The organism is Micromonospora sp. NPDC005163, assembly GCF_053599835.1.
This window is the reverse complement of sequence record NZ_JBSFYP010000001.1, coordinates 138,213-159,589: the sequence shown is the minus strand read 5'-3', so window position 1 is coordinate 159,589 and position 21,377 is coordinate 138,213. Positions and strand designations below refer to the sequence as shown.

At 72.7% G+C, this 21,377-nt stretch carries 20 protein-coding genes; 8 read left to right on the top strand and 12 right to left on the bottom strand.

Annotated features, from left to right (window positions below; translation table 11 throughout):
• Window positions 1-96 precede the first annotated feature (96 nt).
• Window positions 97-1,011 carry a cyclase family protein gene (locus ACWD6N_RS00760; RefSeq protein ID WP_450004289.1) on the top strand — a complete coding sequence of 305 codons (915 nt, stop codon included), beginning with the start codon at window positions 97-99 and terminating at the stop codon, window positions 1,009-1,011.
• Between the two features lie 187 nt (window positions 1,012-1,198).
• On the opposite strand, the gene ACWD6N_RS00755 is transcribed toward ACWD6N_RS00760, so the two are convergent.
• Window positions 1,199-2,239 carry a S66 family peptidase gene (locus tag ACWD6N_RS00755; RefSeq protein WP_450004288.1) on the bottom strand — a complete coding sequence of 347 codons (1,041 nt, stop codon included), beginning with the start codon at window positions 2,237-2,239 and terminating at the stop codon, window positions 1,199-1,201.
• Window positions 2,240-2,471: 232 nt separating this feature from the next.
• On the opposite strand from ACWD6N_RS00755, the gene ppc reads away from it, so the two are divergent.
• Window positions 2,472-5,258 carry a phosphoenolpyruvate carboxylase gene (ppc, locus tag ACWD6N_RS00750; RefSeq protein WP_354962690.1) on the top strand — a complete coding sequence of 929 codons (2,787 nt, stop codon included), beginning with the start codon at window positions 2,472-2,474 and terminating at the stop codon, window positions 5,256-5,258.
• Between the two features lie 67 nt (window positions 5,259-5,325).
• Here ppc and ACWD6N_RS00745 read toward each other — a convergent pair whose 3' ends face one another.
• Window positions 5,326-6,225, bottom strand: a complete 900-nt coding sequence (locus ACWD6N_RS00745; RefSeq protein WP_450004287.1) for a hypothetical protein — start codon at window positions 6,223-6,225, stop codon at window positions 5,326-5,328.
• 54 nt (window positions 6,226-6,279) lie between these two features.
• Here ACWD6N_RS00745 and ACWD6N_RS00740 point away from each other — a divergent pair, with 54 nt between their 5' ends.
• Window positions 6,280-7,443 carry a DNA recombination protein RmuC gene (locus tag ACWD6N_RS00740; protein ID WP_089017708.1) on the top strand — a complete coding sequence of 388 codons (1,164 nt, stop codon included), beginning with the start codon at window positions 6,280-6,282 and terminating at the stop codon, window positions 7,441-7,443.
• A 57-nt stretch (window positions 7,444-7,500) separates the two neighbouring features.
• Here ACWD6N_RS00740 and ACWD6N_RS00735 read toward each other — a convergent pair whose 3' ends face one another.
• Together ACWD6N_RS00735 and ACWD6N_RS00730 are read right to left on the bottom strand one after the other, a co-directional pair.
• On the bottom strand, window positions 7,501-7,926 hold the full coding sequence (locus ACWD6N_RS00735; protein ID WP_354962688.1) for a hypothetical protein: 426 nt from the start codon (window positions 7,924-7,926) through the stop codon (window positions 7,501-7,503).
• Window positions 7,927-7,984: 58 nt separating this feature from the next.
• Entirely contained in the window at window positions 7,985-8,971 is a 987-nt protein-coding gene (locus tag ACWD6N_RS00730) for a 4-hydroxy-3-methylbut-2-enyl diphosphate reductase (protein WP_450004286.1), read from the bottom strand.
• A gap of 118 nt (window positions 8,972-9,089) precedes the next feature.
• Between ACWD6N_RS00730 and xseA the strand changes: the two genes are divergently transcribed.
• Both xseA and ACWD6N_RS00720 read left to right on the top strand, forming a co-directional pair.
• The gene (xseA, locus tag ACWD6N_RS00725) at window positions 9,090-10,304 is read left to right on the top strand and encodes an exodeoxyribonuclease VII large subunit (protein WP_354962686.1); all 1,215 of its coding nucleotides are present in this window, start codon (window positions 9,090-9,092) and stop codon (window positions 10,302-10,304) included.
• Between the two features lie 46 nt (window positions 10,305-10,350).
• Window positions 10,351-10,572 (top strand): exodeoxyribonuclease VII small subunit, encoded by a 222-nt coding sequence (locus ACWD6N_RS00720; RefSeq protein WP_354962685.1) that lies wholly within the window; start codon window positions 10,351-10,353, stop codon window positions 10,570-10,572.
• Window positions 10,573-10,615: 43 nt separating this feature from the next.
• On the opposite strand, the gene ACWD6N_RS00715 is transcribed toward ACWD6N_RS00720, so the two are convergent.
• Window positions 10,616-11,464: a hypothetical protein gene (locus tag ACWD6N_RS00715; RefSeq protein WP_450004285.1), complete on the bottom strand. Its 849-nt coding sequence runs from the start codon at window positions 11,462-11,464 to the stop codon at window positions 10,616-10,618.
• Between the two features lie 219 nt (window positions 11,465-11,683).
• Entirely contained in the window at window positions 11,684-12,394 is a 711-nt protein-coding gene (locus ACWD6N_RS00710; RefSeq protein WP_354962683.1) for a DUF4245 domain-containing protein, read from the bottom strand.
• 159 nt (window positions 12,395-12,553) lie between these two features.
• Here ACWD6N_RS00710 and glpX point away from each other — a divergent pair, with 159 nt between their 5' ends.
• Both glpX and ACWD6N_RS00700 read left to right on the top strand, forming a co-directional pair.
• On the top strand, window positions 12,554-13,585 hold the full coding sequence (gene glpX, locus ACWD6N_RS00705) for a class II fructose-bisphosphatase (RefSeq protein WP_354962682.1): 1,032 nt from the start codon (window positions 12,554-12,556) through the stop codon (window positions 13,583-13,585).
• Window positions 13,582-14,553, top strand: coding sequence for a DMT family transporter (locus ACWD6N_RS00700; protein WP_450004284.1), 972 nt, complete (start codon window positions 13,582-13,584; stop codon window positions 14,551-14,553). Before glpX ends, ACWD6N_RS00700 begins: the two co-directional genes overlap by 4 nt.
• Before the next feature lie 34 nt (window positions 14,554-14,587).
• Here ACWD6N_RS00700 and ACWD6N_RS00695 read toward each other — a convergent pair whose 3' ends face one another.
• Complete coding sequence (locus ACWD6N_RS00695) at window positions 14,588-15,505, bottom strand: NAD-dependent epimerase/dehydratase family protein (protein WP_450004283.1); 918 nt, start codon at window positions 15,503-15,505, stop codon at window positions 14,588-14,590.
• A 138-nt stretch (window positions 15,506-15,643) separates the two neighbouring features.
• On the opposite strand from ACWD6N_RS00695, the gene ACWD6N_RS00690 reads away from it, so the two are divergent.
• Window positions 15,644-16,342, top strand: a complete 699-nt coding sequence (locus ACWD6N_RS00690; protein WP_450004282.1) for a TetR/AcrR family transcriptional regulator — start codon at window positions 15,644-15,646, stop codon at window positions 16,340-16,342.
• 39 nt (window positions 16,343-16,381) lie between these two features.
• Here the strand turns inward: ACWD6N_RS00690 and ACWD6N_RS00685 are convergent, their stop codons facing one another.
• The 5 genes from ACWD6N_RS00685 to ACWD6N_RS00665 form a co-directional block, all read right to left on the bottom strand.
• Window positions 16,382-17,350: an NAD(P)/FAD-dependent oxidoreductase gene (locus tag ACWD6N_RS00685; protein WP_450004373.1), complete on the bottom strand. Its 969-nt coding sequence runs from the start codon at window positions 17,348-17,350 to the stop codon at window positions 16,382-16,384.
• 106 nt (window positions 17,351-17,456) lie between these two features.
• Complete coding sequence (locus ACWD6N_RS00680; protein WP_089017719.1) at window positions 17,457-18,110, bottom strand: rhomboid family intramembrane serine protease; 654 nt, start codon at window positions 18,108-18,110, stop codon at window positions 17,457-17,459.
• A 114-nt stretch (window positions 18,111-18,224) separates the two neighbouring features.
• Entirely contained in the window at window positions 18,225-18,902 is a 678-nt protein-coding gene (locus ACWD6N_RS00675; RefSeq protein WP_354962678.1) for an aggregation-promoting factor C-terminal-like domain-containing protein, read from the bottom strand.
• Window positions 18,903-19,179: 277 nt separating this feature from the next.
• Window positions 19,180-20,595 carry a PhoH family protein gene (locus ACWD6N_RS00670; RefSeq protein ID WP_354962677.1) on the bottom strand — a complete coding sequence of 472 codons (1,416 nt, stop codon included), beginning with the start codon at window positions 20,593-20,595 and terminating at the stop codon, window positions 19,180-19,182.
• Window positions 20,596-21,016: 421 nt separating this feature from the next.
• Window positions 21,017-21,352, bottom strand: a complete 336-nt coding sequence (locus ACWD6N_RS00665; protein ID WP_074316807.1) for a hypothetical protein — start codon at window positions 21,350-21,352, stop codon at window positions 21,017-21,019.
• Window positions 21,353-21,377: the final 25 nt, after the last annotated feature.

The window sequence follows — 21,377 nt, the reverse complement described above, 5'->3', positions numbered from 1 at the left end:
CCGGCGGACCGCCGGTACCCACCGAACTGCACACCGTCCCGGCGGACGGGGATGTTCGATCTTGACGGCGACCGGAGGCCGTGATCAGGTCTTGGTATGGGCGGGCAGTGGCGGGCGCAGTTCGATGCTGAGGTGAGCTTCGCCAACGGCGGTGGGCTGCGCACCGAGGGGTTCCGGCTGGACATCCCGGGTCGAGAGATCACCGATCAGGACCTGGCGGCGTTGTTCGTCCGGCATCTCGGGCTGCTGATGGTCGCCGAGGTCCGGATCAGCGCGAAGACGATCATCGAGGAGCCGCACAAGGGTGGCCGTGGCGTCGCCGTCGGCGAAACCGGCGCCGGCCGCCGGCTGGTCGAGCTGAGCCACGTGATCAGCGACGGGATGACCACCCTGCCCGGCTGGCCCGGGCCGCGGATCGGCGACTGGCTCACGTTCGCGGCGTCCCGCGCGAGCTATGCGCCGGGCACCGAGTTCCGGGTGGCTCGGATCGACATGATCGCCAACACCGGCACGTACCTGGACACCCCCGCACACCGCTGGACCGACGGCGATGACCTGGCCGGGGTGCCGCTGGACCGGCTCGCCGACCTGCCCGGCGTGGTGGTCCGGGTGCCGGTCGGCACACGGGCGGTGGACCGGTTGATGCTGGCCCCGTACGAGGTGGCCGGGCGCGCGGTGTTGCTGCACACGGGCTGGGATGCGCACTTCGGCACCGAGCGGTACGGCGCGCCGGAGGCGCCGCACCTGACCGGGGACGCCGCCCGGGCGCTGGTGGACGCCGGCGTGGCACTGGTCGGCATCGACTCGATCAACATCGACGACATGAGCCCGGCGGCCGGCGGTGAACGCCCCGCGCACAGCGCGCTGCTCGCCGCGGGCATCCCGATCGTGGAGCACCTGACCGGCCTGGACGCCCTGCCGCCGAACGGCTTCCGGTTCACCGCGGCGCCATCGAGGGTCGCCGGCATGGGCACCTTTCCGGTCCGCGCCTTCGCCATCATCGACGGCTGAGCGCGCGTCACACCGCACCGGACGCGGCGTCCGAGCCTCGGCCGCCCCGCGCCCCGCGCCCCGCGCCCCGCGCCCCGCGCCCAAGATCTACACAACTTCAAGGAAGTAGTGGCCTCCGGTGCGCCGGGACACCACTACTTCCTTGAAGTTGCGAAAGCCGGCGGGCCAGCCGGGCAGCCGGACCGGGTCAGTAGCGGACCGCGATGCGTCGGGCCTCAGCGTCGACCAGGATCTCTCCGCCGTACGGGATGATCAGCTGCGGGTCGGTGTGCCCGAGGTCGACGTCGAAGACCAGCACCGCGTCGGGCGCGTACTCGGCGCAGGCCCGGGCCACCGCGGTCCGCTGGGCCGCCGCGTACGCCCGGCGTTCGTCGAGGGTGTGCGGCCGGTCGAAGTCCCATGCCTTGGCCCGTCCGACCAGCACCGCCGGGAAGCTGGCGAGCAGGCCGCGCTCCCCCAGGTTGCGCAGGATCCGGTACACCTCGGTGTCCGAGGGCAGTTCCTCGGAGGTCTCGATCAGCAGCACCGAGCCGGACAGCGACGCCGCCGGTGCCACCCGGTCGGCGGCGAGCAACCAGTTGAGCACCTCCAGGTTGCCGCCCCAGGTGCGTCCCCGGACCACGCGCGCCGGGCCCTGCCAGTGCCAGCCCTCGCCGGGCAGCATCACCGGCTCCTCGGCGAGCGTCGCCGGGTCCCGCCAGTCGCGCGGCTCGTCACCCCACTCGACGGCCGGGGCGAGGTCGTACCAGTCGGTGGTGAAGAGCGCGGCGCGCAGCGAGTCGAAGGTCAGCGGGTGCGGTGCGCCCGGCCGGCCGAGGTGCACCAGCACCGAGCCGCCGTGGTACGCCACGATCCCCAGCCGGTACAGGTGGTTGAGCACGTTGGTGTTGTCGGAGTACCCGAAGTAGGGCTTGGGGTTGGACCGCAGCACGTCGTCGTCGAGGTGCGGGGTGACCGTGATCAGGTCCTCGCCGCCGACGGTGGCGAGCACGGCGGTGATCGTCGGGTCGGCGAACGCGGCGGTCAGGTCGCGAGCCCGGTCGCGCGGGTCGGCCCCCATCACCCGGGTGGTCGGGTACTCCACCGGCTCCAGATTGAACTCCTCGCGCAGCCGGCGCAGCCCCAACTCGTACACGTGGGGAAAGAGACCCGGCAGACCGGCGGAGGGTGAGACGATCGCGACCCGGTCGCCGGGCTTCGGTTTGGTGGGATATCGCGGCGCATCCATGATCGAACGGTATCGGTGGGGGCCAGCGGATTACCGCCCGGCGAAACGCCACGAGCAGGGCGAATCCGGCCCTGACCGACAAGACCAAGATCGCGGGCCGTTGAGGTGATCTCCGAGGTGTTCCGCGTCACGGCGCACCATTCGGAGAGCCCCTCCTGCCATCCGGCCCGGCGCGGATACCATCCAGGGAGTCGGACAGCGCTGTCCTTCGTACTCACGTAAGGAGCGCATCGTGACCGACCAGCACGACCACGACGGCCCGGACGCCGCGCTGCGCGCCGACATCCGCCGGCTCGGCACCCTCCTCGGGCAGACGCTCGCCCGCCAGGAGGGCCGACCACTGCTCGACCTCGTCGAGGAGATCCGCGCCCAGGTCCGCACCGACGCCCCGGCGGCCGCCCAGCGGCTCGGCGGGCTGGACGTGACCACCGGCACCAAGCTGGCCCGCGCCTTCTCCACCTACTTCCACCTGGCCAACATCACCGAGCAGGTGCACCGCGGCCGGGACCTGCGCCGCCGCCGCGCCGTGCAGGGCGGCTGGCTGGACCAGGCGGCCAAGATGATCGCCGAGCGCGGGGTGCCGGCGGAAGAGATCGCCGCCGCGGCCCGCCGGCTGGCGGTACGGCCGGTCTTCACCGCGCACCCCACCGAGGCGGCCCGCCGCTCGATCCTGTCCAAGCTGCGGGCCATCGCCGACGAACTGGACACCGAGACCGCCAACGCGATCCTCTACGGCGCCAGCGACGAGGGCCCGGCGAACCGGCGGCTGGCCGAGCTGCTGGACCTGATGTGGCAGACCGACGAGCTGCGGCTGGACCGGCCGGACCCGACCGACGAGGCCCGCAACGCGATCTACTACCTGCGTGACCTGTACGCCGAGGCCGCCCCCCAGGTGCTCGACGACCTGGCCGACACGCTGCGCACGCTCGGCGTGGAGACCTCGCCGACGGCCCGCCCGTTGAGCTTCGGCACCTGGATCGGCGGTGACCGGGACGGCAACCCCTTCGTCACCCCGGCGGTCACCCGCGAGGTGCTGACCATTCAGCACGAGCACGGCATCGCGGCCACCGAGAAGGCGATGGACCACCTGATCAACGAGGTGTCGGTCTCGCGCCGGTTGCGCGGGGTGTCACTGGACCTCTCCGCCAGCCTCGCCGCCGACCTGGACGCGCTGCCCGAGGTGGCACCCCGGTTCCGCCGGGTCAACGCCGAGGAGCCGTACCGGCTCAAGGCGCGCTGCGTGAAGGCGAAGCTGGCCAACACCCGGCAGCGGTTGCGCCAGGGCACCGCGCACGTGCCGGGCCGGGACTACCTGGGCTCCGCCGAGCTGATCGCCGACCTGGAGCTGCTGCGCGCCTCGCTGGCCCGTAACTCCGGGCAGCTCACCGCAGTCGGCCGGCTGGCCTCCACCATCCGGACGGTCTCCGCGTTCGGCCTGCACCTGGCCACCATGGACGTCCGGGAGCACGCCGAGGCACACCACGCGGTGCTCGCCCAGCTGTACGGTGCGGTCGGCGAGGTCTCCGACTATCCGGCGCTGAGCCGCCTGGAGCGCACCAAGCTGCTCGCCGACGAGCTGACCGGCCGCCGACCGCTGTCCACGCTGGACACTCCGCTGTCCGAGCCGGCCCGCAAGACGTTCGACGTGTTCGGCACCATCCGGGAGGCGCAGGACCGGTTCGGCACCGAGGTGATCGAGTCGTACATCATCTCGATGACCCTCGGCGTGGACGACGTGCTGGCCGCGGTGGTGCTGGCCCGCGAGGCCGGGCTGGTCGACGTGCACAGCGGGCGGGCCCGGATCGGGTTCGTGCCGCTGCTGGAGACCCCGGCCGAGCTGAACGCCGGCGGTGAACTTCTCGACGAACTGCTGTCGCTGCCCGCGTACCGGGCGCTGGTGGCCGCCCGGGGTGACGTGCAGGAGGTCATGCTCGGCTACTCGGACTCCAACAAGGAGGCTGGGATCACCACCAGCCAGTGGTCGATCCACCGGGCCCAGCGCGCGCTGCGCGACGTGGCCGCCCGGCACGGCGTGCACCTGCGGCTGTTCCACGGCCGGGGCGGCACGGTGGGTCGCGGTGGCGGGCCGACGCACGAGGCGATCCTGGCCCAGCCGTACGGCACGCTGGACGGCGCGATCAAGGTGACCGAGCAGGGCGAGGTGATCTCCGACAAGTACAGCCTGCCCTCGCTGGCCCGGGAGAACCTGGAGCTCACCCTCGCCGCGGTGCTCCAGGCGACGCTGCTGCACACCGGCCCCCGGCAGCCGGCGGAGATGCTCGAACGCTGGGACGCCGCCATGGACGTGGTTTCCGAGTCTGCGTACCGGTCGTACCGGTCGCTGGTCGAGGACCCGGACCTGCCGGCGTACTTCTGGGCGTCCACCCCCACCGAGCTGCTGGGCGCGCTGAACATCGGCTCCCGGCCGGCGAAGCGCCCGAACACCGGTGCCGGGCTGTCCGGGCTGCGGGCCATCCCGTGGGTGTTCGGGTGGACGCAGACGCGGCAGATCGTGCCGGGCTGGTTCGGCGTCGGCGCGGGGCTGGCCGCCGCCCGCGAGGCCGGCCTGGCGGACGTGCTGGCCGAGATGCACCGCAACTGGCACTTCTTCCGCACGTTCCTGTCGAACGTCGAGATGATGTTGACCAAGACCGACCTGAGCATCGCCCGCCGGTACGTCGAGACGCTGGTGCCGAAGAAGCTGCACCCGATCTTCGAGCAGATCGAGCAGGAGTACGAGCTGACCAAGCGGGAGGTGCTGGCGGTGACCGCCTCGCCCGCCCTGCTGGAGAACTCGCCGGTGCTCCAGCGCACCCTGGCCGTCCGCGACACCTACCTGGAGCCGCTGCACCACCTCCAGGTGGCGCTGCTGCGGCAGTACCGGGAGTCCGGTGCCGCCGGACGGGCGGTGGCCACCGCGCCGGGCGGCCGACGCGCACCGAGCGACGGCACGGCCCTGGAACGGGCACTGCTCACCACGGTGAACGGCATCGCCGCCGGAATGCGCAACACGGGCTGAGCGACGGCACAACAAAACAGGCCCCGGTCCTTCGACCGGGGCCTGTTCGCGTGTCACTCAGCGGCGGTCACCAGTCGCCGCCGCCGAAGTCACCGCCGCCGAAATCGCCGCCGCCGAAGTCACCGCCGCCGAAATCGCCGCCGCCGAAGTCACCGCCGCCGCCGAAGTCACCGCCGCCGCCGAAATCGCCGCCCGCGTAGTCGCCGCCGGCGTAGTCGCCACCACCCTGGTCGCCGCCGTCGAAGCCCTGGTCGCCGCCCTGGTCGCCGCCGTCACCGCCCTGGTCGCCGCCGTCAGCGCCCTGGTCGACGCCGTCGCCGAAGCCCTCCTGGTAGCCCTCGTCGTAGCCGTAACCCGGGTCCGCGAAGGCGGGCGAGAACAGCGCGTCGGCGATCAGGATGCCGCCGAGCACACCGGCGCCGGCGCCCAGCGCGGTCTTCCACCACGGCGTCGAGTACCAGCCCGCCGGCACCGGCCGGCCCTTGTAACGGCCACCGGGGTAGTAGTAGGGCGTGTCCCGGCCGGGTTGCGGGCCGGCCCGGAAGGTCTGCCCCTGCACGTCGACCTCCCGCTCCTTGGTGAGCTGTCCGACCCCGCGCGCCGCGGCCAACTGCGGCACCTCCGGGCCGGGATCGATGCCCAGTGCCGTCCGTGCCGCCCGGATGTACGCCAACCCCTCCAGCGCGGTCTCCCGGGCCAGCGCGAACTGGTTGGGCGTACGCGCCTGCTCCAGCTGTGAGCCCGCCGCGTTGTACCGCTCACCGGCGTCGGACAGCGCCTGGCGGACCGCCGGCTCGTCGCCGTGCAGGTTCATCAACTGGCCGCCGAGGCGCTCGTACCAGCGTTGCGCCTCCGCGCGGGCGTCACCGAGTTCGGTGCGCTGCCGGGCGGTGGCCTGGGCACGGATGATCGCCGCGGCGCCCAGCACGCCGACCACCACGATGGCGAGGCACAGCAGAAGTTCCATGTCTCCGAACGTACCCCCGGGCGTCACGTCGTATCCGTCTGGCAAGCTCCGGTGATGGACGTCTCGACGCTGCTCCTGGTGATCGTGTGCCTCGGCGCCGGCGGGGCGGTGGGCTGGCTCGCGGCCCGGTCCCGGTCGGCGGCCGACATCGCCCGGCTGGACGCCACGCTGACCGCGACCCGGGAGGGCGAGGGGCGCCTAGAGCAGTCCATGCGGGCGCTGAGCTACGAGGCCACCGCCCAGTCCCAGGAGGCGGTGGCCCGCGCGGTGGCGCCGCTGCACGAGACCCTGCGCCGCTACGAGCAGCGGGTCGCCGACCTGGAGCACGACCGGGTCGACGCGTACGCCGAGCTGCGTGAGCAGGTCCGCTCGATGAATGCCGTCTCCGGCGAGCTGCGCACCGAGACCAAGCAGCTGGTGGCGGCGCTGCGCGCGCCGCAGGTGCGGGGCCGCTGGGGCGAGCACCAGTTACGCCGGATCGTCGAGGCGGCCGGCATGCTGGAGCACTGCGACTTCTCCGAGCAGGTCACCGCCGCCACCGACGAGCAGGTCGTCCGCCCGGATCTGGTGGTCCGGCTGCACGGCGGCCGGTCGGTGGTGGTGGACGCCAAGGCGCCGTTCGACGCGTACCTCACCGCGATGGAGGCCCGCGACGAGCGCGGCCGGGACACGCACCTCGACGCGCACGCCCGGCACCTGCGGGGGCACGTCGACGCGCTGGCCGCCAAGTCCTACTGGGCCGCGTTCGACAGCTCGCCGGAGTTCGTGGTGCTGTTCGTGCCCGCCGACCCGTTCCTCGACGTCGCGCTCCAGCGTGACCCGACGCTGCTGGAGCACGCCTTCGCCCGCAACGTGGTGCTGGCCACGCCAGCCACCCTGGTCGCCCTGCTCCGCACGGTGGCCTACTCCTGGCGGCAGGAGGCGCTGGCCCGCAACGCGCTCGCGGTGCACACGCTGGCCCGGGAGCTGTACGGGCGGCTCGCCACGCTCGGCGACCACGTGGGCAAGCTCGGCTCGTCGCTGGCCGGCGCGGTGACGGCGTACAACCGGGCGGTCGGATCGCTGGAGGCCCGAGTGCTGGTCAGCGCGCGCAAGCTCGCCGAGCTGGGCGTCTCGGACGAGGAACTGGCCAGTCCGGCCCAGGTCGAGCTGACTCCCCGTCAGCCGCAGGCTCCCGAGCTGCTGGACGACGTCGTCCCCGTCGACCGCGACCGCTGACCGGTTTCGCCGGCGGCTGACCGGTCGGCCGGGCGGGTTACCCGCTGGCCCACCGTGTCAGCTACGGTGCGCGCTCTCGACGACGAACGGCGTGCCCTGCTGGCAGGTGGTCATCATGCCGGGCTCGACCCGGCCGGTGACGGTCACCTTGGCACCGGCGGTGAGCACGTCCCGCGGGCCGCCGATCAGCAGGTAGCCGTCGAGCAGCACGCAGTTCGGCTCCACGCCAGGGGTGATCGTGCCGGTGAGTTCGGTGGCTCCGACGGGCGGCGGGACGGTGGGTCCACCGGGTGGCTTGAGCGTCGGGGCGGGGGTGGGTGTCACCGGGCCAGGGGTCGGCGGGACGGCCGCCGACGGGCTGGGCTGCCCGGTGGCCGGTGACGATCCGCTCGGGGTGGGGGTGGCAGGACCGTCCGTGCCGCCGCAGGCGCTCAGCGCCGCGCAGACCACCAGGGCGGAGACGACGAGCCGAAAGGTCCTCATGCCGATTTGGACGCGCCGGAGTGGCGGGGCGTTCCCGCCGGAAACCCGCCGAGACCACTCAACCGCGGGCCGCCGCGGCCTTCATGTCCCGCTTCAGCTCCTGCGGCAGCGAGAAGGTGAGCCGCTCGTTGGCGGTGGTGATCTCCTCGACGTCGGCGAAACCGCGTGCCGCCAGGTGCGCCAGCACGTCCCGGACCAGGTCCTCGGGGACGCTCGCGCCGGAGGTCACGCCGACGGTACGGGCGTCGGCCAGCCAGGCGTCTTCGATCTCGTGGGCGAAGTCGACCAGATGACCGGCGCGGGCGCCGGCGTCCAGGGCCACCTCGACCAGCCGGACGGAGTTGGACGAGTTTCGCGAGCCGACGACGATCACCACGTCGCACTCCGGGGCGATCTCCTTGACCACGTGCTGCCGGTTGGAGGTCGCGTAGCAGATGTCGTCGCTGGGCGGCGACTGGAGCAGCGGCAGCCGCTGCTTGAGCCGGGCGACCGTCTCCAACGTCTCGTCCACCGAGAGCGTGGTCTGGGAGAGCCAGACCACCTTCTCCGGGTCGCGAACGGTGATCTTGTCGACGCCGTCCGGCCCGTCCACCAGCTGGATGTGGGCGGGAGCCTCGCCGGCGGTGCCGACGACCTCCTCGTGCCCCTCGTGACCGATCAGCAGGATGTCGTAGTCCTCGGCGGCGAACCGCTTCGCCTCCTGGTGCACCTTCGTGACCAGCGGGCAGGTCGCGTCGATGGCCTTCAGTGAGCGCGCCTTCGCCTGCTCGTAGACCTCGGGGGCCACCCCGTGCGCGGAGAAGATGACGGTGGCGCCCTCCGGCACCTCCTCGTTCTCCTCCACGAAGATCGCGCCCTGCGCCTCCAGGGTCTGCACGACGTGCTTGTTGTGCACGATCTGCTTGCGGACGTAGATCGGGGCGCCGTAGAGCTTCAGCGCCTCCTCGACGGTCTGCACCGCGCGGTCGACGCCCGCGCAGTAGCCGCGGGGCTTGGCCAGGAGCACGCGCTTACCGGTCTGGGGGGTCGCCTGAGCCTCGGTCACCCGTCCATCGTACGTGTCCGATTTCCCGGCGGCAGCGGCCGCGACCCCGCCCCTCCTGCCGCGCCGAGGCCCGAGGCCGATCCGGTGGGGTGGGGTGGGTGGGTCGTAGGGTGGGCGGGTGAGTGACGGGGCGCGGAGCAGCGCGGAGGAGCCGTGGCCGGTCCGGGTGGTCAGCCAGAAGGTGGGCGCCTGGATCGCGAAGCTCGGCTGGGTGTGGGTGGACGGGCAGGTGGCGCAGATCAGCCGCCGGCCCGGGGCCAGCACCGTCTTCCTCACCCTGCGTGATCCGTCGGCCGACCTGAGCCTGACCGTCACCACCAACCGGGACGTACTGGACGCCGGCGCGCCCGAGCTGCGCGAGGGCGCCCGGGTGGTGCTGCACGCCAAACCGGAGTTCTACGCCGCCCGCGGCACGCTGAGCCTGCGTGCCGACGAGATCCGCCAGGTGGGGCTGGGTGAGCTGCTGGCCCGGCTGGAGAAGCTCAAGAAGCTGCTCGCCGCCGAGGGACTTTTCGACCGGGCACGCAAACGCCGGCTGCCGTTCCTGCCCGGCCGCATCGGGCTGATCACCGGCAGGGCGTCGGCCGCCGAGCGGGACGTGCTGACCAACGCACGGCGACGGTGGCCGGCGGTGGAGTTCCGTACGGTGAACGTGGCCGTGCAGGGCCCGTCCGCGGTGCCGCAGATCATCGACGCGCTCAAGGTGCTGGACGCCGACCCGAGCATCGACGTGATCATCATCGCCAGGGGTGGCGGCGGCATCGAGGACCTGCTGCCCTTCTCCGACGAGGCGCTCTGCCGCGCGGTGTTCGGCTGCCGCACCCCGGTGGTCAGCGCGATCGGTCACGAAACGGACGCGCCGTTGATCGACTACGTCGCCGACGTCCGCGCGTCCACCCCGACCGACGCGGCCAAGCGGGTGGTCCCCGACCTCACCGAGGAGGTACGCCTCATCGGTCAGGCCCGGCACCGCCTCGAACGGGCGGTGCGCAACCTGGTCGACCGGGAGTCCCACCGGCTCGACGGGCTACGTTCCCGTCCGGTGCTGGCCCGGCCGCAGGTGATGGTGGAGCAGCGGGCGACCGACCTGAGTGCGCTGCGTCAGCGGGCCGGACGATGCCTGGCCCACCGCCTGGGTGCGGCCGACGACGAGCTGCGGCACACCCTGGCCCGGCTACGCGCCCTCTCACCCGCGGCCACCCTCGACCGGGGGTACGCGATCGTGCAGCGCGCGGACGGCCACGTGGTCCGCGCGGCGGCCGAGGTCGGCAAGGGCGACCCGCTGCGCGTCCGCCTGGCCGACGGTGAGCTGGCCGCCACGGTGGACGGCTGAGTGGCGGGGCGCGGCGACCGGAGCGTGGTGTGCTGAGATGGACGCGATGACTGACGACACGAAAGCCGGGCCGGACGAGCGGCTCAGCTACGAGCAGGCCCGTGCCGAGCTGGCCTCGGTGGTGGAGCGGCTGGAGGCCGGCGGCACGTCCCTGGAGGAGTCGCTGGCGCTCTGGGAGCGTGGCGAGGCGCTGGCGGTGATCTGCCAGCGGTGGTTGGACGGCGCCCGGGCGCGGATCGAAGCGGCCCGGCAGGAGTCCGCCTCCTGACCGCCGGTGGGGCGACCGGAGCCGCCCCACCCGCGTACGACCGTCAGTTGAACAGGCTGTACAGTTCGGCCGGCGCCTCGACGACCTGGTTCGCCGGCGGCTTCTGCGCGGCGGTGGCGGCACCGTAGTCGGAGTACGTCATCCGGATCTCCTGCGCCGCGGTCTGCCCGGCGGCCGGGAGTTGCAGCACCAGCTCACTGAGCCGGCCCTGCGGATCCACCTTCGCGGTGAACGGAACCGTCTTCGCCTGCGTGCCCAGCGCGGCGATCGTGGCGGCGTTCAGCGAGCCGGCCTCGGCCGCCCTGCTGACGTCGATGGTGCCGGCGTACGTGCCGGTGCCGGTGCTGCGGACCTCGGTGATGCCCTGGGTCAGCACGGCGCTGCCGGCCGGGTCGACCTTCTCGAAGTCGAAGCCGAGGCTCCGGTTGCCCTTGATGCGGGTCTGGTCCAGGTGCTGGTACTTGCCGAGGTTGAGCCGCTTGATGGCGGGCAGGCTGTCGGCGGTGGCGCCGGTCAGCTCCAGCTTCACCCAGCTGTCCGGCTTGAAGTGGATCACGTCGAGCTTCATGGCCAGGTCGGACGAGGGACCGCCAAGCGCGATCTTCATGGACGCGCTCTGGCTCGGCTGGTGCACCTGGCCCTCGGCGGTGGAGCCGACGCCGGCGAGGGTGAAGCGGAAGTTTCCGTTGCTGATCTCCCGGGTGGAGTCGAGCAGGGCCTGCTTGGCGTCGCCCGCCACGGGCGAGCCGGACGGGCTCGGCACGCCGGACGCGCTCACCGTCGGGGACGCGGTCGATCCGGCGCTAGAGGTCCCACTGCTGTTGCAGGCGGCCAGGCCGGGCGTGAACAGGGCGGCGGCCACCAGGCCGGCACTGAGTCGTCGAACAGTCATATGTGTCTCCCAAGGGGGTCACCCGACGACCAGGACGGCGCCGGAAACCGGGCGACGCAGCAGCACCCTCGGCTGCGCCGCGCGACCCGGGCCGTGCGCGCGCCCGGATCACTCCCTCTCTGTTCCCTGTCGACCCGTCGGACAATCACCCTTTCTGTCCGGTTGCCCGGTGGAGGACGGCGCCGGTGGGACCGGGGCGGCACGAGGCCACCCCGCCCGTCAACGCAACGAGCCGGCGAGTTGGCGGAGTTCGTTGTCCCGGGCGTCGCCGATGACCAGCACCGTCCGGGCCGGCTCCAGCAGCACCAGCGCCTGCTGGTTGCCCCGTGCGGTGTAGCGCTGCCAGGTGCGTCCGGCCAGCTCCGTCGGGCCCTGCGGCTGGCCCTGGTCGGTCAGCTCGGCGGGGAGCAGCCGCTCCGCCGGCACGCTGCTCTGCACCAGCTGGACGCCCCGCCCCTCCGGGGTGAGGTACCCGATGCGCAGATTCGCGCCGTCCTCGACGGTCTGGAAGCGGGCGCTGACCGTGCGCCAGCCGGAGCTGAGCCCCTGCGGCTGGTTCACCGGGAAGGCGTTCGCCGACTGGGCCTGTTCGATCGCCGGCGCCGGGTCGACCGTGGTGGGCTCGTCGCCGCCGAGGAATCCCCGGTAGAAGGCCAACAGCAGCGCGATCGGGATCAGCAGCACCAGCAGCGAGATCGCCATGTCCTTCGGCGACCGCTCGGATTTCACGGATCCTGTCGGCGGCGGCGGCGCGGGCCGCTCGCCGGCGGCCGGGCCCGACGCGACCAGGGCCGGCTCGTCGGCCGGCGGCGTCGTCCGGTCGGTCTCGGCCTGCTCAGCACCGGAACCGGCGGGGACGTCCGCCGGCGGCTGGCCGCCGGGCGGCGTGGGGTCGTCGGGTACGCGGTCGGCTGGCTGTGCGGGTTCCACCCTCTTATCTTCGCAGCCGCCCGACCGGCGGTATCCGGCCCATCGCCGCCCCGCGCCGACGCCGGGTCAGCCATCGTGTGAGGATCAGCGACAAAGCCGGCAGCGGGAGGCGTCCCGCCGTCGGTCCACCCCGCACCGTCGCGAGGAGGAGCAGCCGTCATGACGAACACCAGGACGCGGATCCCACAGGATCTCGACCGTAACCTTGCCCTCGACCTGGTCCGGGTCACCGAGGCCGCGGCGATGGCCGCTGGCCGTTGGGTCGGCCGGGGCGACAAGGAGGGCGGCGACGGGGCCGCCGTCGACGCCATGCGCAAGCTGATCAACTCGATCCAGATGCGCGGCGTCGTGGTGATCGGCGAGGGCGAGAAGGACAACGCCCCGATGCTCTTCAACGGCGAACAGGTCGGCGACGGCACCGGACCGGAGGTGGACGTCGCGGTCGACCCCGTGGACGGCACCACGCTGATGAGCAAGGGCATGCCGAACGCGCTGGCGGTGCTCGCCGTCTCCGAGCGCGGCGCGATGTTCGACCCGAGCGCCGTCTTCTACATGGAGAAGCTCGCCGTCGGGCCGGCGTACGCCGACGTGATCGACATCAACGCCGGGGTGGCCGACAACCTGCGCCGGATCGCCAAGGTCAAGGGCACCGACGTCTCGGAGGTGACGGTCTGTGTGCTGGACCGCAGCCGCCACGACGACCTGGTCGCGCAGATCCGCCGCGCCGGAGCGGGTATCCGGTTCATCTCCGACGGGGACATCGCCGGTTCCATCGCGGCTGCGCGGGGCGAGTCGGACGTCGACGTGCTGATGGGCATCGGTGGCACCCCCGAGGGCATCATCTCCGCCTGCGCGCTGAAGTGCATGGGCGGGGCGATGCAGGCCAAGCTCTGGCCGCGCGACGACGAGGAGCGGGAGAAGGCGCTCGCCGCGGGGCACGACCTGGACCGGGTGCTGGGCACCGACGACCTGGTCACCGGGGACAACTGCTTCTTCGTGGCGACCGGTGTCACCTCCGGGGATCTGCTGCGCGGGGTGCGCTACCGGGCCGGCGGCGCGTACACCCAGTCGATCGTGATGCGGTCGAAGAGCGGCACCATCCGCGTGATCGACTCGTACCACCGGCTGGAGAAGCTGGCGCTCTACTCCGCGGTCGACTTCGACGGTCGTCCACTGGCCGAGCAGGAGTGAGTGTCACCGGCACGGCGACGCCACAGACCCTGTCAGCCACCCGCCGGATCACCGGTGTCGGGCTGGCGTCGGTCTCCGGGCTCGCGGTGGCGGTGCAGTCTCGGATCAACGGCGAGATGGGGGTACGCCTGGCCGACGGCTTCGCCGCCGCGGTGGTCTCGTTCGGCGTCGGCCTGCTGGTGCTGCTGGTGCTGGTGCCCGCCACCCCGGGCGGGCGGCGGGGGCTGGTCGCGGTGCGGTCGGCCCTCGCGGCGGGCACGCTCCGGCCCTGGCAGTGCCTCGGCGGGGTGTGCGGGGCGTTCCTGGTGGCCACCCAGGGGCTGACCATCGGCTCGTTGGGCGTGGCGGTCTTCACCGTGGCGGTGGTCGCCGGGCAGACCGGCAGCAGTCTCGCGGTGGACCGGGCGGGGATCGGGCCGACCGGCCGGCAGCCGGTCACCCGGCAGCGGCTGGCCGGTGCGGTGCTCACCGTGCTGGCGGTCGGCCTGGCGGTCGGCGACCGGTTCGGTGACCCGGGCGCGCTGGCGCTGGCCCTGCTGCCGCTGCTCGCCGGGGTGGGCATCGCGTGGCAGCAGGCGGTCAACGGCCGGGTCCGGGCCGCGGCCGACAGCGCCCTGACCGCCACCCTGGTCAACTTCACCGTGGGCACGATCGCCCTGCTCGTCGCGTTCGCGGTCGACATCGCCGTACGCGGCTGGCCGATCGGCCACCTGCCGACCGAACCGTGGCTCTACCTGGGTGGCCCGATCGGCATCGTGTTCATCGCGATCGCCGCGGCGATCGTGCGCTTCACCGGTGTGCTGCTGCTCGGCCTGGCCACCATCGCCGGCCAGATCGTGGGGGCCGTCCTGTTGGACCTGCTGCTGCCCACCGCGGCGTCGCACCCGGGCCCGAACACCCTGCTCGGGGCCGCGCTGACCATGGTGGCCGTGCTGATCGCCGCGCTCGCACCGCCCGCCCGCCGCTGAGCGGGACCGGTCTCGCGGCGGGTGACGTGCGGGTTCAGCCGTGCAGGGCCTCGACGATCTCCTTCAGGGCGCGGTCCAGGGGGGTCGGCTCGACGCCGAGGGTGGCGGTGGTGGCGGTCGAGTCCATCAGGAACGGGCGGTCGAACTGGTAGGCGGTCTCCCGCAGCTCACGGATGAACGGGTTGGTCAGGCCGCCCAGCCACAGCACCGGGTAGGGCATCCGGATCAGCTTCGGCGTGGGCGTGCCGGCCAGCGTCGCCGCCCGGGTGGCCAGCTCGCGCATCGGCGCGGCCGGCGCGCTGGGCACGTGCCAGGCCCGCCCCCAGGCCCGCTCCTCGGCGGCTGCCGCGACGAGGGTACGGGCGACGTCGGCGATGTACGTCCAGGTGTGCGGGGCGTCCCAGTTGACGGGCAGGAAGACCCGCTGCCCGGCGAGCACCCGGGGTAGCACCATCATCGCCAGCGAGGTGCCGCCGACGCCGATGTAGTCCGATCCGCGCACCTCGGTGGCCCGGACCCGGCCGGCCCGGTGGGCGGCGAGCGCGTCGGCCCACATCTGGTTGCGTACCCGACCCTTGGTGCCGGTCGCGTTCGGCGGGGTCTGCTCGGTCATCGGGCCGTCGACGGGTCCGTACCGGTAGAGGTTGCCGACCGTCGCGAGCACCGCGCCGGTCCGCTCGGCGGCGGCGAGCAGCGCGCCGGCCAGCGGCGGCCAGTCGATGGGCCAGCGGTGGTAGGCCGGGTTCGCGCAGTTGTACAGCGCCTGCGCGCCGTCGGTCAGCACGCTGAGCCGGTCGGCGTCGGCGGCGTCGGCGGCGATCCGTTCGATGGCGGGGTGCTCCGGCCCGGCGCCTCGGCGGCTGATCACCCGGACCCGTTCACCTCGTTCGGCGAGAAGAAGGGCGGTCGCGGTGCCGACCGGGCCGGTGCCGACGATCACGTGCAGTGCCATGGGAACTCCTCCGAGCGGGGATATGAAGCGAGAGCGGTGCTCTCGGTTGCTCGTCCAGCATGGCCTGCCACCGTGGCAATAGTCAAGAGCAGTGCTCTCTTTTTTGATTGGTGCTCCAAACCGTGGCAGACTGGCCCCATGCCCGCTTCCTCGATCCGCGCCCGGGTCCGCGCCGAGATGCTCGGCGAGATCAAGGCGGTCGCCCGCCGGCACCTCGCCACCGACGGCGCGAACCTCTCATTGCGCGCCGTGGCCCGGGACATGGGCATGGTCTCGTCCGCCATCTACCGCTACTTCCCGAGCCGGGACGACCTGCTCACCGCGCTGATCATCGAGGCGTACGACGCACTCGGCGACGCGGTGGAGGCGGCCGAGGCCGTGCCCGACCGAATCGACCTCCGCGCCCGCTGGCAGGCGGCCTGCCGGGCGGCCCGGGACTGGGCGCTGGCTCACCCCGCCGAATACGCGCTGCTCTACGGCAGCCCGGTCCCCGGGTACGCCGCCCCGGACGACACTGTCGGCCCGGCCCAGCGCCCCCCACTGACCCTGGTCGGCCTGCTCCGGGAAGGGCTGGACGCGGGGCTGCTCAGCCCGCCGCCCGCCGGTGAGCTACCGGCGCCGCTGCACGACGACCTGACCGAACTGGCCGACACGTTCTTCCCCGGAATGCCCCCCGCCCTGCTGGCCCGGGGCATGGCCGGCTGGACCCAGCTCTTCGGGCTGATCAGCTTCGAGCTGTTCGGCCGGCTCAACCGGACCGTCGCGCACCGGGACGCGTACTTCGACCACCAGGTCGGGCTGCTGGCCGACCTGATCGGTCTGCCCCGCCCGCAGTGATCGCCACCGACGCGAACCGGTCCGCGGCCGGCACCGCGGTCAGCCGGCGTCGGACGAGTGCCCGGGGAACAGGTGGGCGCTCGGGTCGATGGCCACCGCGGCGTTGTTGACCGCCGTCGCGGCCTCGCCGAAGCCGGTCGCGATCAGCCGGACCTTGCCCGGGTACTCGGTGATGTCACCGGCCGCGTAGACCCGGGGCAGGTTCGTCGCCATGGCGCTGTCCACCAGGATGTGCCGGCGGTCCAGCCGCAGCCCCCACTCGGCGAGCGGGCCCAGGTCGGCGGTGAAGCCGAGCGCGGCCACCACCGTGTCCACCGGCAGCGTCTCGGTCGCGCCACCGCGCACGGTCACCTCGGCGCCGGTCACCGTGGCCTCCCCGAACAGCCGAGTCACCTCGGCGTTGACCACCACCCGCACCGGCAGCGACAGCACCCGGGCGACCGTGGAGGCGTGCGCCCGGAACTTCTCCCGCCGGTGCACCAGGGTCACCGAGCGGGCCAGCGGTTGCAGCGTCAACGCCCAGTCGAACGCGGAGTCTCCGCCACCGACGATCAGCACGTCCCGGTCGGCCAACTCGGCCGGCTCCGGTACGAAGTAGACGATGCCGGCGCCTGGCGCGCTGTCGGCGCAGGGCAGCGGCCGAGGGCTGAAGCTGCCCAGGCCGCCGGTGATCACGACCGCGCCGCAGCCGAGCTGCTCGCCACCGGCCAGCCCGAGCACCGGCCGCTCCTCGGCGTACGACAGCTTCTCGGCCCGGGTGCCGAGCAGGTAGTGCGGGCCGAACGGGGCGGCCTGAGCCACCAGGTTGGCGACCAGGTCGCGGCCCTTGACGGCGGGGAAACCGGCCACGTCGAGGATCAGCTTCTCCGGGTACATCGCGGTGACCTGACCGCCCGGCTCCGGCAGCGCGTCGATCACCGCCACCGACAGCCCTCGGAACCCGGCGTAGTACGCGGCGAAGAGGCCGGCCGGACCGGCCCCGATCACGGCGACATCGACCTTGCGCATGGCGTACCGTCGCTTTCCGCTCACGGATCAACGCTTGCTGATCACGACGGTAGGCGGGTGGCGGCGGTCCGGCAAGCACGTCCCAGAGGCGCGCCGAGGGAACCGGTCAGGGCAGGCTGAGCGTGGACCCCGTGTAGTCCGAGCCGCCGACGACCGGCCGGCGACGACGGAACAGGATCGCGGCCACCACCCCGCCCAGCAGCCCGAACAGGTGGCCCTGCCAGGAGATCCGCTCGTCGGTGGGGAGGATGCCGACCAGCTGCCAGCCGTAGAGCAGACCAACCAGCAGGAAGACGGCGAAGTTCCACCAACTGCGCTCGAAGATGCCCCGGGTGAGCAGGATGCCCAGGTATCCGAAGATCACGCCGCTGGCACCGACCACCACCGAGTTGGGCGAGCCGGTGAACCAGACGCCGAGCCCACTGACCAGGATGATGATCAGGGTCGACCAGAGGAACCGCCGGGCGCCGGCGGCCAGCACGAAGGTGCCCAGCAGGATCAGCGGGATGCTGTTGCTGTAGAGGTGGTCGAAGCCATGGTGCAGGAACGGCGAGAAGAAGACCCCGTCCAGCCCGTCGATACGCTTCGGAATGATGCCGGCGGTGGCGTCCAGGCCGAACTCCAGCCCCTGGTCGACGGCCTCGATGAGGAAGAGGAACGGGACCACCGCGCACATCGCGACGAAGGCCCGGCCGAGCGCGGCGTAGAACGCCTCGGTGCCGAACCGGTGGGGGTCGCCGCTTCCAGGGTGCAGGGTCACCCCCCAACTGCTATCAGCAAATGGGGCCGGCCGCCACTCGCGTCCCGTCCGCGCCGGCCCGGTACGGACGATGGCGGGGCGGATGGTCGCCCACCCGCCCCGCCATCGACACCGTCAGTAGTGGCCGTTGCTCTGGAAGAAACCCCAGGCCCCGCAGGGCGTGTCGTACCTGCCCTTGATGTAGCCCAGGCCCCACTTGATCTGGGTGGCCGGGTTCGTCCGCCAGTCGTCGGCGACCGTACCCATCTTGCTGCCCGGCAGGGCCTGCGGAATTCCGTAAGCACCGGACCCGGAGTTGCTGGCCTTGTGGTTCCAGCCGCTCTCCTTGGTCCAGAGCTTCTCCAGGCACGGGAACTCGGCGATGCCGAAACCCGCCTCGATCATCATGGCGCAGCCGACCTTGCGGTTGCCGCTGTACTCGGCGCAGGACGCCGGGATCGGCCCGTCGTACGGCTTGGGCTGCTCCGCCGCCCTCCGCTCGGCCGCCTTGCGCGACGCCGCGGCGGCCTTGGCCTTGCGGGCCCGCTCGGCGGCCTCCTTGGCGGCCTGGGCCGCCCGCAGCTTGGCCTCGTACTCGGCGGCCCGCTGCTTGGCGAACTTCACCCGGTGGGCGGCCTGGCGCTCGCGCTGGTAGGCGAAATCGGCGCGGTCGACCTCAAGGCCGACCTGCGCGGTCAGGCCCTGTTGCTGGGTTTCGCGGTCTTCGCCCAGGTAGAAGCCACCGGCAACGCCCACGGAGAGCAGTGCGACAGCAGCCGTACGGGCGCCCAACCGGCTCCACAGCCGACTCACGAAGTGGTCCCTTCGTCGGGGGCAAGGACGGGGCGCGGCGCCGGCCACACGAGGGCCGTCAGCCGTGCCGCGAGCGCCCCGACCGGTTGCCGGTCGCGCCGCCGCACCGGCCTTCGCCGATGTCGTCCATCTCGGGACGAACGATCATCAACGATTCCTGTGGTGCGTGGGCGCTCGTTGGACACCATCGCGCACAGTGAGACCGATGGGAAACCAACCGACTCGTTCGTGATCTGCGTCACACTGAGAATGCGGACGAATCCCTACATAAGCACCATCAGAGCGGGATGTCCTCCAGCAGATCCGTCACCATGGCGGCAATCGGCGACCGCTCCGAACGGCTGAGCGTGACATGGGCGAAGAGCGGATGGCCCTTGAGCGCCTCGATGACCGCGGTCACGCCGTCGTGCCGCCCGACCCGCAGATTGTCCCGCTGGGCCACGTCGTGGGTGAGCACCACCCGGGAGCCCTGCCCGATCCGGGACAGCACCGTCAGCAGCACGCCGCGCTCCAGCGACTGGGCCTCGTCCACGATCACGAAGGCGTCGTGCAGGCTGCGCCCACGGATGTGGGTCAACGGCAGCACCTCGAGGATGCCCCGCGAGGTCACCTCCTCCAGCACGTTCTCGTGCACCACCGCGCCGAGCGTGTCGAAGACCGCCTGGGCCCAGGGCGACATCTTCTCCGACTCCGACCCGGGCAGATAACCCAGTTCCTGGCCGCCGACCGCGTACAACGGGCGGAACACGATCACCTTCTTGTGCCGGCGGCGCTCCATCACCGCCTCCAGGCCCGCGCAGAGCGCCAACGCCGACTTGCCGGTGCCGGCCCGTCCACCCAGCGAGACGATCCCGATCGACTCGTCCAGCAGCAGGTCGAGGGCGATCCGCTGCTCCGCCGAGCGGCCGTGCAGCCCGAACGCCTCCCGATCACCCCGGACCAACCGGACCGACTTGTCCGGCAGCACCCGGCCGAGCGCGGAGCCGCGCCCCGAGTGCAGCACCAGGCCGGTGTGGCAGGGCAGCCCACCCGCCTCGTCCACGTCGAGCGTCTCGCCGGCGTACAGGCGACCGATCTGCTCCTCGCCCAGCTCCAGCTCGGACATGCCGGTCCAGGTCGGGTCGCTGGCCTGGCCGTGCCGGTACTCGTCGGCCCGCAGGCCCACCGAGGCGGCCTTGACCCGCAGCGGCATGTCCTTGCTGACCAGGGTGACCTCCCGCCCCTCGGCGGCGAGGTTGAGCGCCACGGAGAGGATCCGGGCGTCATTGCTCTCGGTGCGGAACCCGGGCGGCAGCACCCCGTCGTCGGTGTGGTTCAGCTCCACCCGCAACGTGCCGCCGTTGTCGTTGGCGGGCACCGGGTGGTCGAGTCGCCCGTGCCTAATCCGCAGTTCGTCGAGCATCCGCAGCGACTGCCGGGCGAACCAACCCAGCTCCGGATGGTGCCGCTTGCCCTCCAGTTCGGTGATGACCACCAGGGGCAGGACCACCTCGTGCTCCTCGAAGCGGTGGAAGGCCGCCGGGTCGGACAGCAGCACGGAGGTGTCCAGGACGAAGGCCTGGCCGGTTGGTCGCGGCTCCTTGGGGTCGGCCGGCGCGGCGCCCGCCGCACGGCGGCCCCTGCTGGCGCGGCGGGTCGTGGCAGTCGCGGCCGGGGTCTGATCGGCACCGGCGGTCGAACGGCGAGTCGTCACAGGCCTGCTCCGACGGATGGGCACCCGCCACCCGTGTTCCGCCTCCTCCGGTGCCCGGGGACACGGGGTCGGATGCGGAACCCCATGCGCGAGGTCGCAGATCCGGGCGGACCGGCTGGCCCGGGAGAACCCCGTGCCATGCCTAGACGCTAGCGGCGGCGGACCGTCCCGGCTAGAGGGCGATCGTGGATCTCCGGTGACCGCCGTGTGAACGCGCACAGCCCGACGCGGCGGCGGCCGGGCCGGCGCCGACGGGGCGCGGCGGAACCGGCCGGGATGCATGCCCCCTGCGTGCATCCCGGCCGGTGGGGCCACCGTCACCGGTCTGACGTGGCCCCGACGGTGCGTGTCCGCCGCGGACGACGCACCGCGCTCGTGGCGCCGGTCGGCGGAACCGCCCCCGGCGGCTCGCCGACCGGCCTCAGCCGGTCCGTCGGACGAGCGTGCCGGTCGGGTGCCGCCCGGTGATCGGGGCGGCCGGCGCCGTGAACGACGAGCCGGTGTAGGTGGTACCGGGGCGAGCGACCGTGCCCGCTGAGCGCACGACGCCCGCGGGGGAGACCGACAGGGCGGAGGCGATGGCCGCCTGGGCGTCGCGCCGCCGTCGGTTCCACGCGCCCCGGTCACCGTCGAAGTAGCCCTGCCGGTAGCCGAAGCGGTAGCCGATGCGGTAGCTGAGCTGGCCGTGCAGCCGGCCGGCCGCGTAGCTGGTGGCGCCGAGCACCAGGACGAGGAAGACCGCCAGGAACGGGCTCATCGGGCGGCCCCGGCCCGGCCCGGAC